Source organism: Paenibacillus humicola (assembly GCF_028826105.1).
Taxonomy (GTDB): domain Bacteria; phylum Bacillota; class Bacilli; order Paenibacillales; family Paenibacillaceae; genus Paenibacillus_Z; species Paenibacillus_Z humicola.
Genome location: NZ_JAQGPL010000001.1, coordinates 4,995,859 through 5,010,570, shown reverse-complemented (window position 1 = coordinate 5,010,570; position 14,712 = coordinate 4,995,859). Strand labels below are relative to the sequence as shown.

The following is a 14,712-nucleotide window of genomic DNA, read 5'->3' as shown; positions in this document are numbered from 1 at the left end:
CGGTAGAAGCGCTTGTTAGTAAAAATACAACTGACAGCAGGCATAAAAATAATTTTTTCATAGTTTTATCCTCTCCACCGATGGTCTTTCTATATGATTACATATAAGAGGTTTAATGTAATTTTTTTACAATCGGTAGGATTTTGTTTCCCTAAAATATTTCCTTGTTGAGTTAAACCTCTGTACGTTTTCCCGCACCAAACACTTTATGTGTCTTCGTTTATGTACAAGCTCGCGGCATTTAAAGTTGCGCAGGAATAGTTATTTCTTGCATTCTTTACAGATGAGGGGTTTCATTATAGGATTTATTGAAATTTATCCTTGGAAGGACTGATTTTAGGATGGAATGGGGAACTGCCATTTCGCAGCTTTTAAGCTTTGTTTTTTTTGGTCTTGGTAATCGTAATTATTGTGAGCTGCTTCAAAAGAATGAAACGGATGGAAGAAAAAATAGCCCGTCTTGAGGTTCAAATCGAGCAATTGCAAAGCCATAAAAAAGTGAATTAAAAACGCCGGGATGCAGCTTTTACTCTGGATCTGTTGCTGCGGAAATGGATTGATCACAAGCCGCCGGCACGCAGCTTTTACTCTGAATCTATTGATCGTGAAACCGCGGGCTGCAGCTTTTACTCTGAATCGATTGATCATGGTGCCGCCGGGAAACAGTCTATGCTCCTGGACCGGCCGATCGTGAAACCATAGTGCTTACATTCCGGCATCCGCGAAGCTTCACCAAGGCCGTTCGTGACGCAAGTACAGCGCCTGCCGGCGGGCTGCGCCGGGTTATACCGCCTCGTCCCGAGTCGACCGGCGGCCGGCGAATTCGGGCTCGAGCGCCACGCTCGCCGGGCGGCCCGGGAAGCCTCCGTCCTCCGCGGCATCCTCCGGCGAAAGCAGCCGCTGCAGCAGCCCGACCGTCTCCGCGGCGATGCGGGCGACAGGAGCGCCGACGGCGGAAACGGGCACTTCGAGCCGCTCCATGTGCGGGATGTTGTCGTAACCGATCAGCGCCATGTCGCCGGGCACGCGCACGCCCGATTCCTGCAGCGCCCTCAGGATGCCGCCCGTCAAATCGAAGCCGCCGGTGATGACGGCCTGCGGGCGCCGCGGACCGGCCAGCAGCCGCTTGGCGGCCGTGTAGCCCTGCTCCCAGTTCGAGCTCTCCGTGCGCACGATCCAGTCCTGGTTCAGCGGCAGCTTCCGCTCAAGCATTTCTTCGACGAAGCCGAGATATTTGTCGGCCTGCTGGGTCGACGCGCCCTGAAAGCCGACATAGGCGATATCGGTAACGGCTTGCTCGGCCAGCCGGGAGACCGCCAGCCGGATCGCCTGCTTCCGGCCGAGGTCGACGTAAGGCACGGCCATGTTGTCCGGCTTGCCGATGGACAAGAGCGGAATGCCGGCCGGCGGAGCAAGCGGAACGGACGGCTCCAGCTCGTTCTCGAACAGCAGAATGCCGTCGACCTGCAGCCGCTCGAACAGCTGGATCGCCTCCTGCCCGACCAGGATCGACAGCAGCATCGTCAGTCCCCGCTTCTGCAGCTCGCGATGGATCTCGTTCAGCAGCGCGGTCAGCGCGGTCCGTTCGACCGTCGGCCAGACGACGCCGATCATCCCCGTTTTCTTGGTCACGAGGCTCCTTGCCGCGAAATTCGGCTTATAGCCGAGCCTGCGTGCCGCCTGCACGATTTTCTCCCGAGTATCGTCTTTGACGAGCGGACTTCCGTTCAGCGCCTTGGCGACGGTCGAGTAGCTGACGCCGACGTAGCGCGCGATGTCTTTAATGGTTATGCCCATCCGATCTTCCCCCCGAATCTTTCACTCCATATTATCGGAAAGCGATGTAATTATCAATCCGTGAATCTAAAATAATCATTGTAATTATGCGGATTTTGGCCTATAATCCAAAAATAACAACGTTGTTATTCATGAGGAGGAAATTCGGGAATGGGAGAGCGGCCCTTATTGACGGGCGCCTTACTGGAAGGCGAGGAGCGCAGCCGGTACGAGGCGATGCGCCGGAGCCCGGTGACGGTGCTGCAGATCGGGGAAGGCAATTTTTTGCGCGGGTTCGTCGACTGGATGCTCCATGAATGCCGAAAGCAAGGCGTTTATGACGGCAGCGTCGCGGTCACGCAGCCGCGCGCAGCCGGGAAGGCGAAGCTGGACGCGATCCGGCGCCAGGACGGGCTGTATACGCTTGTCGTTCGCGGGCTGGAAAGCGGAGAGCAGGTAAACCGCAGCGAACGGGTGACGGTCTTCTCGGAAGCGATCGACCCTTACGAGGAATGGCAGCGTTTTCTTGCGCTGGCGGAGCTGCCGAGTCTGCAGTTCGTCGTCTCGAATACGACGGAGGCGGGGCTTGCCTATTCGCCGGAGCGTTACGGCCCGGGCGAGCCTGTGCATTCGTTTCCGGGCAAGCTGACGGCGCTGCTGCACAAGCGGTACGAGCATTTCGGCGGCGCGGCGGACAAAGGGCTCGTCATGCTGCCGTGCGAGCTGCTCGAACGCAACGGCGACGAGCTGAAGCGATGCGTGCTGCGGTATGCGGCGGATTGGGGACTGCCGGCCGGGTTTGTGCGCTGGGCGGAAGAAAGCTGCCGGTTTTTGAACGGTCTGGTGGACCGGATCGTGCCCGGCCATCCGGGAGAGGAAGCCGCCGGGGAGCTGCAGGACGGGCTCGGCTACGAAGACCCGCTGCTTATTACGGCCGAGCCGTATTACATTTGGGCGATCGAGGCCGAAGCCGGCATGGACGAGCTGCTGCCGCTGCGCAAAGCGGGGCTGAACGTCCACTGGGTGGACGATCTGAAGCCGTTTCAGCTGCGCAAGGTGCGCATTCTGAACGGGGCGCATTCGCTCATGACGCCGCTCGGGCTGCTGAACGGGATCGAAAGCGTCCGGGAAGCGATGGAGCATCCCGAGCTCGGGCCTTTCATCACCGGCGCGGTCGAGGAGGAAATCGTACCGGCCGTGCCGCTGGACCGCGAGGAGCTGATGAGCTACGCCCGGCAAACGTACGACCGTTTCCGCAATCCGTACCTGCACCACAGGCTTGCGGATATTTCGATGAACGGCGTGAGCAAGTTCAAAGCGCGGCTGCTGCCGACGCTGGAGTCGTACGCGGAGCAGCGCGGCGCGGTTCCGCGGCGCATTGCGCAGGCGCTGGCCGGACTGCTTCGCCTGTACAAGGTGAAGCGGACGGAGAACGGCTTTGAGGGCCGGAACCTGCTCGGCGGCAGCTACGCCGTGCGCGACGACACGGCCGTGCTCGGCGAGTTTGAAGCCGCCTGGGCGGCTGCGGACCGCGGCGCTTCGGCCGCGGATATGGCAGCGGCGCTGCTCGGAAACGAGGCGATTTGGGGAACGGACTTGACGCGCATCGGCGGCCTGGCGGACACCGTGGCGGAATTTTTGACGGCAATGGAGCGGAGGCAGCGATGAACGATTGGATACGGCTTCATCCGAGCGACCATGTCGTCGTGGCGCTGCGGACGCTGGCGCCGGGAGAAACGATCGATCTCGGCGGGCCGGGTGCCGCAGCCGCCGCCGGAGTTGACGCCGGTTCAACCGAGGCGGCCGAATTTTCGCAAGCCGAAGGAAGCCGGATCGTCACCGTACTCGACGAAGTGCCCAAAGGACACAAGCTGCTGACGAAGCCGGTCCGGCAGGGCGAGCATATCCTCAAATTCGGCTATTCGATCGGCGTCGCGAAGGACGACCTCCAGCCGGGCAGCTGGTTGCATACGCACAATATCGGCACCGGGCTGAAGGGAATGATCGACTATACGTACGAACCGGTTCCTCCCGCCGTCGTTCCGAAGCCGGGCGCGGAGCGGACGTTCCAGGGATATATCCGGGAAAACGGCGAGGCGGGCATCCGCAACGAAATTTGGATCGTCAACACGGTCGGCTGTATCAACAAGACGTGCGAGACGCTTGCTCGGATGGGTTCGTCCCGGTTCGGCGGGCGGGTGGACGGCGTGTACCATTTCGCGCATCCGTTCGGCTGCTCGCAGCTTGGCGACGATCTGACGTATACGCAGAAGCTGCTTGCTTCGCTTGTGCGCCATCCGAATGCGGCCGGCGTGCTCGTCGTCGGTCTCGGCTGCGAGAACAACCAGATCGAGTCGTTCAAGCAGGCGATCGGCGGCGTTCCCGAAGGGCGCGTCTTGTTCCTGAAATCGCAGGAGGCCGAGGACGAGCTGGAGGAAGGCTTGGAGCTGCTGGAGCAGCTTGTCCGGTATGCGGAGCGGTTTAAGCGCGGGCCGGTTCCCGTCTCCAAGCTGAGAATCGGCCTGAAATGCGGCGGCTCGGACGGCCTCTCTGGCATCACGGCCAACCCGCTTGTCGGCCGGGTTGCGGACTGGATCGTCGCCGAAGGCGGCAGCGCGATTCTGACCGAGGTCCCCGAAATGTTCGGAGCGGAGACGATTCTGATGAACCGCGCGCAGGACGAGGAGGTGTTCGGCCAAATCGTCCATTTGATCAACGATTTCAAGCACTATTTTATCCGCCACAATCAGGAGATTTACGAGAATCCGTCCCCGGGCAACAAGGACGGCGGCATCAGCACGCTGGAGGAAAAGTCGCTCGGCTGTACGCAGAAGGGCGGCCGTGCGCAGGTGAGCGGCGTCTGGCCGTACGGCGAGCGGATCGGGCGGAGCGGCCTCAATCTGGTGGAGGCGCCGGGCAACGACCTCGTCTCCGTCACGGCGCTGGCGGCGGCGGGCGCGCATGTCGTGCTGTTTACGACGGGCCGGGGAACGCCGTTCGGCGGGCCGGTGCCCACGGTGAAAATATCGACGAACAGCGAGCTCGCGCAGAAGAAGCGGAACTGGATCGATTTCAATGCCGGGAGGCTGCTGGAAGACCGCAGCATGGAGCAGCTCGGCGAAGAGCTGGTCGACGCTATCGTGGCCGTTGCATCGGGTGAGGAGCAGACGATGAACGAGCGGAACGGCTTCCGCGAGATTGCGATTTTCAAGGACGGCGTTATTTTGTAAAGATCATTTATTCTAATTCAGAGGTGAACGAGAAAATGAAAGCTTTTCTGGACGACAATTTTTTGCTGAACAACGAGACGGCGGTTCGACTGTACCACGACTATGCGAAAACGATGCCGATCATCGATTATCACTGCCACCTCAGCCCGCAGGAAATTTACGAAAACAAGCGGTTCGGCAATTTGACCGAAGCTTGGCTGTACGGCGATCATTATAAATGGAGAGTGATGCGCGCGGCCGGCTTCGCGGAGGAGCTGGTGACCGGCGGTCCCGGGGCAAGCGACTATGACCGTTTCCTCGCCTGGGCGAAAACGGTGCCGCAGTCGCTCGGCAATCCGCTGTACCAGTGGTCGCACCTGGAGCTGCAGCGTTTCTTCGGCATTTACGACCTGATTAACGAGAAGACGGCGCCGGCGATCTGGGAAAGCACGAAAGCGCAGATGGAAGCCGGAGGCTTCGCCGCGCGCGACCTCATTTCGAAATCGAACGTCAAGGTCATCTGCACGACGGACGACCCCGCCGACTCGCTCGAATATCACGCCGGCATCGCAAAGCTGGACGGTTTTGACACGAAGGTGCTCCCGTCGTTCCGTCCGGACAAAGGGCTTGAGATCAATCGTCCGACCTTCCTGCCCTGGCTGAAGCGGATGGAGGAAGCGACCCAGTCGGGCATTACCGATTACGACAAGCTGCTGGCGGCGATCGAGTCGCGGATCTCGTTCTTCCATGAGGTTGGCTGCCGGGTATCCGACCATGCGCTCGATTTCGTGCCGTATGCGGAGACGACGAAGCAGGAAGCGGCCGCGATTTTCGCCAAAGCGCTGCAGGGAGGCGCCGTCAGCTTCGAAGAAGAGAACAAGTACAAGACGTACACGCTGTTATTCCTCGGCGCGCAGTACGCACAGCGGGGCTGGGCGATGCAGCTGCACATCAATGCGCTGCGCAGCAATAATACCCGGATGCTCCGCGAGCTCGGCCCGGATACCGGCTACGATTCGATTAACGACAGCAGCGTCGCGTTCCCGCTGATGAAGCTGCTCGATTCGCTGGAGCAGGATAACGCCCTGCCGAAGACGATCCTGTATTCGCTCAACGCGAACGACAATTACATTCTCGCAGCGGTCATGGGCAGCTTCCAAGGCGGAGGCGTCCCGGGCAAAATGCAGCTCGGCTCGGCCTGGTGGTTTAACGATACGAAGGACGGCATGCTGGACCAGATGAAGGCGCTGGCCAACGTCGGTCTCCTCAGCCGCTTCGTCGGCATGCTGACCGACTCCCGCAGCTTCCTGTCCTACACGCGTCATGAATATTTCCGCCGCCTGCTGTGCAACCTGCTCGGCGAATGGGCGGAGAATGGCGAAGCCCCGCACGACATGGAGCTGCTCGGCGGCATGGTGCAGGACATTTCGTACAATAACGCCAAGGCATATTTCGGGTTTTAACCAATTATCCCCAGGTACCCGGCGCCGTCCTCGGACGTGCGCCGGGTTTTTGCTTGCCGTCTCTGATCAAGCCTATCGGGAAATGTTACCTCTTGTGAAAACCCCCTGTTTTAGCCGATCCACGGAAATGCGGCACCGCCGTCCCCGCTGCATGAAACGCAAAATGGACGTTTGATTCCAAACTGCACCCCGCAAAATGGAAGAAATGTACGTCGAAAGACCGAACTGTACCTACCCGGAATGGACCGCAGCCACTATGATGACTGATGTGATAACGCTGTCATAAAGCGATGCCCGGTTCTCGGCGAGAAGGATGCAGGACGGGCGGATTGGTCCGCGCAGGCGCCCGCTGAAGCGGAACCCCGGGTTGAACGGCGGTACCGTCAGCTATCGTCCGTTTCCGTTATTGTCCGCCAATGAAAGCGATATCATTTTTTGCAAGGCCCATGGAAGCGGAAGCGTACATGGGGTTTTTTCGGCTTGCTCCGGCTTGTCGACCACGGCTTATCGGCCGGGGCAAGCCGGCCGGAACGTTCATTTTAATTCAGAAGGAGATGAGGGGAATTTTGAATCGCCTAGTACGAAAAACATGGCTCGGCCTGCTGCTGGCCGCGGTCATCATCGGGCAGTTCGGCTACATATCGCCTGCGCGCGGCGCGGCGGAAGCGGCCGACAACGGATTGGCCCAGAAGCCTTACATGGGGTGGAGCAGCTACAGCATGCAGGTGTACGACGGCCAGGGCAACTGGACGTCGGAGGAAAAGATTAAAGCGATGTCCGACGCCATGCACAAGAAGCTGCAGTCTCACGGCTACAACTATATCAACGTCGACGCGGGCTGGAACGGCAGCATGGACGAATACGGCCGTCCGGTTCCGAGCACGACGCTTTATCCGCACGGCTTCCAGAATCTGATCAATTACGTGCACCATAACGGGCAGAAGATCGGCATTTATATGATTCCGGGTCTTTCGAAGGATGCCTATGCGCAAAACTTGCCGATTTACGGCACGCAGTGCCATATGCAGGACATAGCGGCGCAGCCGCTCCGTACGGCGGACTACTGGAATATCGGCTATAAAATCGACTTCAGCAATCCTTGCGCACAGAAATATATCGATTCGATTGCCGACGAGCTTGCGGCTTGGGGCATCGATTTCGTGAAGTTCGACAGCGTGACGCCGGGCTCCGGCCATAACGACACGACGATCGACGCGCGCGACGACGTAGCAGCCTGGTCGAAGGCGCTGAGCAGGCACCACATCTGGTTCGAGATTTCCTGGGCGCTCGACCATAATTATGTCGATTATTGGAAAAAGTACGCCAACGGCTGGCGCGTCGACTGGGACGTGGAGGCGTATAACCCGGAGGTCGGCCTGACGCAATGGGCGAACATCGCCCGGCTGTTCCCCGACGCCGCGCTTTGGTGGCGCGATGCGGGGCCGGGCGGCTGGAACGATTTCGACTCGCTCGATATCGGCAACGGCGAAACGTCCGGTCTGACCCGGGACGAGCGCCAAACGGCGATGACGCTCTGGGCCGCATCGGCGGCGCAGCTGTACATCGGAGACGACATTACCAACTTGGACGATTACGGACTGCAGCTGCTGATGAACGACGAAGTGATCGCCGTCAATCAGGCCGGCCATCCGATCCATCCGGTTTCGACCGCGACCAACCGGCAGGTATGGTACGCCAACAACGGCGACGGCACGTATACGGTGGCGCTGTTCAATCTGGGCACAAAAGCCGCGAGAATCGGCGTCAATTGGAGCGATATCGGCTTGAATGGATCGGCCTCCGTGCGCGACCTGTGGAAGCATAAAGAGCTCGGCACGTTCAAGACCGGTCTGGATCCGGTTTATTTGGAGCCTCATGCTTCGGCACTGTTCAAGGTGACGGCGAAGAGCGGCACCTCCAGCGTGAACGACGACGACACCGGCGTCCGTTATACCGGCAATTGGGCCCGTAACGGCGGCAAAGAGCTGGTGCACGACTCGCAGGACCTGACGGTCACGATCGGCGATTCGGCCGTGCAAAACAGCGGCGCCGGCGGTACGAGCAGCACCGCCGCTGCCGCCAATGCGGCCGAATCGGGCGATGTCGTCAATCCGGGTACGGTAACCGCTGCCGTATACGACAGCGATACGGTCTCGCATTCTGTCTATCTCAACGATACGGAGCCGTCCGTTTCCTACAGCGGCACGTGGGGATACAGCTCGGGAAGACCGGCCGGCAATAACGATTATATGAACGACGTGCATTACGGCCAAAACAGCGCCGAGTTCCAGTTTACGTTTACCGGCACGGGCGTTGAATTTTTGACCGAACAGGATGCCGCCGGCGGCAGCATCGATATCGATGTCGACGGGCAGCAAAAACAGGCGGCAACCGCCTATGACGGCAGTGCGCATAACGTCGGGCAGTACGTCGTCTACAGCGTTTCGGGCCTGCCGAACGTCCAGCATACGCTGAAAGGCGTGAAAACGGGCGGCACCTATTTGATCGTCGACGGCTTCAAGGTGACGGCGGACTCGCTTCTCGGGACGGCATCCGGCAGCCTCGACCGGGATCAGCCGGCCGATGTCACGGTAACGCTGCCGAACGGCACCGCATCCTTGACGGGAATCAAGAACGGATCGGCGGCACTTGCGAAGGATACCGACTATACAGTTTCCGGCAATAGCGTGACGATCAAGAAGGACTATCTGTCCCTGCAGCCGAACGCCGAAACGAATTTGAGCTTTGCCTTCGCGGGCGGCGATTCGCAAACGTTCGCCATCGCGGTTACCGGCGCGTCGGCAAGCACGATCGATCCGGCTGAAGCGACCTTCGACAAGAAAACGTCGGCACAGGCGGACGTGACAACGAAGCTTGCCCTGAACGGAAATACGCTGACCGGCATTCAAAACGGCGGCGCCGCCCTCACCGAAGGCACCGATTACACGGTCTCGGGCGACACGGTAACGATCGGCAAATCTTATTTGGCGCAGCAGCCGGTCGGGGATCTCGCGCTGACGTTCGAATTCAGCGCCGGAGCGGCGCAAACGTTGACGATTCACGTCATCAACTCGGCGTCGCCCGGACGTTTTCTGACGCTGAACAACGACGCGCCGGGCATCAGTTATACGGGCTCGTGGAATCACAGCGGCGGCCGGAACTTCGGCGACTATATGGACGATGTGCAATGGACGGAAACGAACGGGGATTTCTTTGAATATACGTTTAAAGGCACGGGCATCCAGTATATAACGGAAATCGATCCGTCTGAAGGTTTGGCCGATGTCTATATCGACGGCGTGTTGACGAAAACGATCGATACGCATGCCGATGTGCGGCAGCCGCAGCAGGCCGTGTTCAGCGCGACCGGTCTGACCGACGGACTGCATACGATCAAGGTTGTGAAAAAATCCGGCCAGTTCATGCTGCTCGACACGCTGAAGGTGCAGAAGCCGGATCTGATCGACATCTCCGAGGCCGATTTCAATCCGTCCGCCCCGGCCGACGTGACGGTGAACGTCATCGGCAGCATTGCCAACCTGGACGGCATCGCCAATGGAACGCAGGCACTTGTAAACGGCGAGGATTATACGGTGTCGGGAAATGCCGTCACGATCAAGAAGGAGTACCTCGCGGCACAGCCGGCCGGTACGACGAACCTGACGTTCAGCTTCAAAGGGGACTATATGGACGACGTGCATTACACGGAAACGAACGGCGATTATTTTGTATACGGCTTTAAGGGAACGGGCATTGATCTCATCATGCCGATGGGGCCGAATCAAGGCGAAATGGACGTTTATATCGACGGCAGTCTCCGGAAAACGGTGAACGCCTTTGCCGAAGCCCGCAGCTCGCAGCAAACCGTATTCTCCGTTTCCGGTCTGAAGGCCGGTACGCACAGCATAAAAGTGGTCAAAAAATCGGGAGGTCTGATGCTGGCGGACGAACTGAAGTTTACGGTTAGCCGGTAATGACAAAGGCCAAGGGAAATAAAGGCTTCTCCGGAAATGCCGTGAGCCTGCCCATGGCTTGCGGATTCGCATAAGCAAACGAGCCGCACGAGAGCAAGTGAAAAAAGGAAGTCAAGCAATCGACGGTAGTCGGTGGAAGACGGGAGAATGGGGGCGTGAAGCCCTTATTCCCCCGTCTTTTCGACTTTGCGGCAGTCGGACGGATATTTGCCGAACGTTTCCGTGAACAGCTTGGTGAAATGGCGCGTGCTGTAATAGCCGACCCGCTCGGCGACCTGCTTGATGTGCAGGTTCGTATTGAGCAGCAGCTCCTTCGCCTGAAGCATGCGGATGCGCGTCAAATATTTAATAAAGGTTACGCCCGTTTTCTTGTGAAACAGCGTGCTCAGGTAGGTGACCGAAACGTTCAGCTCGCCGGCGATCTGCCCGATCCCGATATCGTCCGTATAATGCTTGTCGATATACTGCAGCACCTGATCCACCAAATTTGCCGGGGCCGGCTCCTTCGCGCCGCAAAGCGCGCGTTCGCCGAGCTTCCGCAGCTCCTCCGGCTCGAAGGCGCCCGGCGCATCCCGCGGAAGGTCGAGCCCGAGCGCGAAACGGCAAAAATGGCGGGCCGCTTCCCGGACCGCCCCGTTCTCGAACAAGCGGGATTTGCCGAGCAGCATTTCGAGACTGCCGACCGCGCTCTGGTACTGCAGGTGCATCCCGTTGCGGAAATGATCGGTGATCGTACCAAGCAGCCGGCCCGCTTCCAGCTTATCCGGCGAAGCGGCTTCCCGGGCAAGCTCCTTGTAAGCCAGCTGACGCCCGGCGCCGCAAACGGCGCGGAGATCCGCCCACTGCGCCAGCTGCTTCAGCTGCGCGTTCATTGCCTCGAAGCCCTGGCAGTCGTCCGTCGCCAGCACCGTCGTCAAGCGCTCCCCGCCGCAGCGCCGCCCGGCTGTTTCCGTCGCGCGCTCGAGGAAGCGGCCGGCCTGCTCCCGGGCCGTCTGTCCGAGGCCCGGATCCCACGCCGCGACGGCGGCCATTTCGCCGCCGGGCAGCGCAAGCAGCGCCGCGTTCATGCCGTAGACGAGGTGGCGGTCGGCAAGCTCGCGCAGCTCTTCGTACAATTCCCGCTCGAGCACGGTGAGCCGGCCTGCGGGCGATGAAGCGTCCTGAATAAAGATGCGGCCGGCGAACCGGCCGCGGTAAAACAGGCTGTCGCGCTCCTCGTATTTGAGCGTCGCGAGCCCGTTGCACAGCGCAAACAGATGATTTTCAAACTGCTGGTTCAAGAGGCTGATGTAATCCTTGTTATCCTTGTAAATATGCAGCAGCGCCTTCTCCAGCTCGGCGGGCGCGACCGGCTTGAGCAAATATTCCGATACGCCGAGCCGCAGCGCCTGCTGTGCGTAGGCAAAATCGGAAAATCCGCTCAGGATGACCCAGTTCGTCACCGGGGACAGCGTTTTGCCGGCGCGAATCGCTTCGATTCCGTCCATCTTCGGCATGCGGATGTCGACGATGGCGATGTTCGGCTTCTGCTCGGCGACGACCCGGAGCAGCTCTTCGCCGCTCGCGGCTTCGGCCACCTGCCAGGCCGCATCCATGTCCTTGATCATGCTTGCAAGGCTTACTCTGACGAGGCTTTCGTCATCGGCGATCACCAGTTTCACGTTCCGTTCACATCCTTTACCGGAATGAGTATGCGGACGGTCGTGCCGCGCCGGACGGCTGTCTCCACGTCCAGCCCGGCACCTTCGTACGCCAGCGACAGCCGCTCGCGCACATTGGCCAGCCCGACGCCCTGACGCGCCTCCCCCGGGTCGAAGCCGGCGCCGTCGTCGGCAATGCAAATCTGGATCCGGCTCCCGTCCCCCGCTTTCACCAGCGAGGCCCGGATCGTGAGCATGCAGGGCGTCTCGCTCGGCTCGATGCCGTGAATGATCGCGTTCTCGACGACCGGCTGAAAAAGCAGCTTCGGAATGCGCGCCTGCTCCGCCTCGGGGTCGCATTCGATGGAGAAACGGAGCTTCTCGGCAAAACGGATCTGCTGCAGCTCGCAGTATTTGGCGATAAAATCCATCTCCTGCTTCAGCGTCACCCCGTCGGCATGCTCAAGCGTATAGCGCAGCATGCCGCCCAGCGACAGAATCGCGCGTTCGAGCAGCAGGCTTTGACCCGTCCGGTTCAGCCCGATAAAGCTGTTTAGCGTATTATACAGAAAATGCGGCTGAATCTGCGCCTGCAGCGCCCGGTATTCGGCATTCCTCCGGTCCAGCGCGGAGCGGTATTCCCGGTCGATCAGCTCCCCGAGCTGGGTAATCATGGTGTTCAAATGACTGCCGAGCTGCGCCACCTCGTCGCTGCCGCGTGCCGGATAAAACGTTTTCAAATCGCCCCGCTGCACGCGTTTCATCACGCGGACCATCTGCCGGAACGGCGTCACCAGCCAGCGCGAGACGGTGAAATACAGCAGCAGCGCGATCACAAGGCCGGACACGATAAAATACAAGCCGATCCGGTAAATTTTATGCAGCTGGTTTTCGATGACCGCTTCGGGGTACAGCATGACGATTTGCCAGTCGGCCGGGCCGACTTTTTTGCTGATGACCGAATAGCGGCCCTGGCCGTCGTTCAAGATGCGGCTGCCGTCCGCAAGCTGACGCCGCATCCCGGACGACAGCGGGCCGCTGGCGTAGATCAGCTTCTTCTTGTCGTCCAGTATGGCCGCGACCGAGCCGGCGGGCAGCTGAATGCCGCCGATCAGCTTCTCGAGCACAATCGTATCCGCGTCGGCCATGATGACGCCGAGCGGCCGCTGCGAGTCCGGATCCTTGATCAGGCGGGCGACGGAGAACACCTCCTCGCCGCCGTCCTGCAGGTAGTCCTGCATATGGGCGCTGATGAACGCCACGTTGCCGTCCGCTTTCAGCGCCTGCAGATACCAGCTCTGCTTCTCGAACGGGAACCCTTTGACCGCCTGGTTTACATAGCCGTTCGGCGACGTCACGTAAACCGAGCCGTCCATCGGCAGCAGGATCGTGCCGAGGATGTCCTGCCGCAAATTTTTGAGGTATTTCGGCAGCGTCGCGTACAGCTGCTGATCGGCGTACCACTGCTGGTAGGGCGTCAGCAGCTTCCATTGAAACGTCGACTTTTCCTTCAGCGCCCGCATCACGTCGTCGTTCAAATACGGGGCGATCGTCATCCGGTCGAGATCGTCGAGGTACGTCTCGATTTCGAACGTGAGCGCGGTCAGCATGCCGTCCGTCAAGGTAGACGCCTGTGTCGTAATCAGCTGCTGGTAATACGACGGCAGCCAGGTCACGAGGGCGACGACGGGGGCGACGACCGTGGCCAGAAAGAGCAGCGATAACTTGAACCGGATCGAATGCAGCATGAGGGCTCCTCCTTCGCGGGTCATCCACCTCCATCATAATGGAAGCGCGGCGCTCCGGAAAAGCCTGCCGGACCGGCGTTATCCCTTCACCGCGCCGGACGAAAGTCCCGTGATGAAATACCGCTGCAGGAACAGGTAAATGACGATCATCGGCAGCGCGCCGATCAGCGAGCCGGCGGCTACCCAGTTGATTTGGCTCGTATACATGCCGAAGAAGCTGGATAGCGCCACGGTGAACGTATGCAGCTCCGGCTTTTGCAGGAAGAAGACGGAGAATTGGTAGTCGTTCCACACCCCGACGCCCGTCAGGATGATGACCGTCGCCGTAATCGGCTTGAGCAGCGGCAGAATAATCCGGTAAAACAGCGAGAACCTTCCCGCGCCGTCGATCATCGACGCCTCGTCCAGCTCGCGCGGAATCGTGCTGATAAACCCGGTATACAGGAAGATCGTCATCGGCAGGCTGAACGTCACATGAAGCAAAATAATGCCCCAGTACGTGTTCATGCCCCCGATGTTGACCATGTACTTGTACAGCGGCACGAGGATCGTAAGCGGCGGAACGATCAAGGCGGAGACGAACAGCCCGTAAATGAATTTGTTCCAGCCGGTCTGGCGCCGCGCGAGCGGGTAGGCGGCGATGGAGCCGACGGCTACGATCAGGACGACGGACAGCACGGTCACGATGATGTTGTTTTTGAACGCCGACGCGAGATCGGCCTCCCGCCACGCATTGACGAAATTGTCCAGGTACAGGTAGCCGGGCAGGATCCATTTGGAGCTGAGGTCGTCCGCCGCTTTGAACGATGTCGTGATCAGAATGTAAAACGGCAAAATGTGGATGAGACAGATGACGATCGACAGGGCGGTCAGCCAGAACGATTTTGTTTTGCCCATGTTCA

General features: G+C 59.6%; 9 protein-coding genes. 4 read left to right on the top strand and 5 right to left on the bottom strand.

The genetic code is table 11. The features are described from left to right. Positions 1-336 precede the first annotated feature (336 nt). Positions 337-648: a hypothetical protein gene (locus PD282_RS23000; RefSeq protein WP_274653541.1), complete on the bottom strand. Its 312-nt coding sequence runs from the start codon at positions 646-648 to the stop codon at positions 337-339. 135 nt (positions 649-783) lie between these two features. Further along, complete coding sequence (locus PD282_RS22995; RefSeq protein ID WP_274653539.1) at positions 784-1,797, bottom strand: LacI family DNA-binding transcriptional regulator; 1,014 nt, start codon at positions 1,795-1,797, stop codon at positions 784-786. A gap of 150 nt (positions 1,798-1,947) precedes the next feature. Between PD282_RS22995 and PD282_RS22990 the strand changes: the two genes are divergently transcribed. From PD282_RS22990 to PD282_RS22975, 4 genes are all read left to right on the top strand, one after another. Continuing rightward, positions 1,948-3,444 carry a tagaturonate reductase gene (locus PD282_RS22990; protein WP_274653537.1) on the top strand — a complete coding sequence of 499 codons (1,497 nt, stop codon included), beginning with the start codon at positions 1,948-1,950 and terminating at the stop codon, positions 3,442-3,444. Further along, positions 3,441-5,006, top strand: coding sequence for a UxaA family hydrolase (locus tag PD282_RS22985; RefSeq protein WP_274653535.1), 1,566 nt, complete (start codon positions 3,441-3,443; stop codon positions 5,004-5,006). Before PD282_RS22990 ends, PD282_RS22985 begins: the two co-directional genes overlap by 4 nt. 35 nt (positions 5,007-5,041) lie before the next feature. After that, positions 5,042-6,448 carry a glucuronate isomerase gene (gene uxaC, locus PD282_RS22980; RefSeq protein ID WP_274653533.1) on the top strand — a complete coding sequence of 469 codons (1,407 nt, stop codon included), beginning with the start codon at positions 5,042-5,044 and terminating at the stop codon, positions 6,446-6,448. Positions 6,449-7,014: 566 nt separating this feature from the next. Then, a complete protein-coding gene (locus PD282_RS22975; RefSeq protein WP_274653531.1) occupies positions 7,015-10,422 on the top strand; it encodes a X2-like carbohydrate binding domain-containing protein in 3,408 nt (1,135 codons plus the stop codon). Between the two features lie 164 nt (positions 10,423-10,586). On the opposite strand, the gene PD282_RS22970 is transcribed toward PD282_RS22975, so the two are convergent. The 3 genes from PD282_RS22970 to PD282_RS22960 all read right to left on the bottom strand — a co-directional run bounded on the left by PD282_RS22970 (position 10,587) and on the right by PD282_RS22960 (position 14,707). Then, positions 10,587-12,083, bottom strand: a complete 1,497-nt coding sequence (locus PD282_RS22970; protein WP_274653529.1) for a response regulator transcription factor — start codon at positions 12,081-12,083, stop codon at positions 10,587-10,589. Further along, positions 12,080-13,810, bottom strand: coding sequence for a cache domain-containing sensor histidine kinase (locus PD282_RS22965; RefSeq protein ID WP_274653528.1), 1,731 nt, complete (start codon positions 13,808-13,810; stop codon positions 12,080-12,082). The genes PD282_RS22970 and PD282_RS22965 overlap by 4 nt, the downstream gene beginning before the upstream one ends. 78 nt (positions 13,811-13,888) lie before the next feature. Next, complete coding sequence (locus PD282_RS22960; protein ID WP_274655428.1) at positions 13,889-14,707, bottom strand: carbohydrate ABC transporter permease; 819 nt, start codon at positions 14,705-14,707, stop codon at positions 13,889-13,891. Positions 14,708-14,712 lie beyond the last annotated feature (5 nt).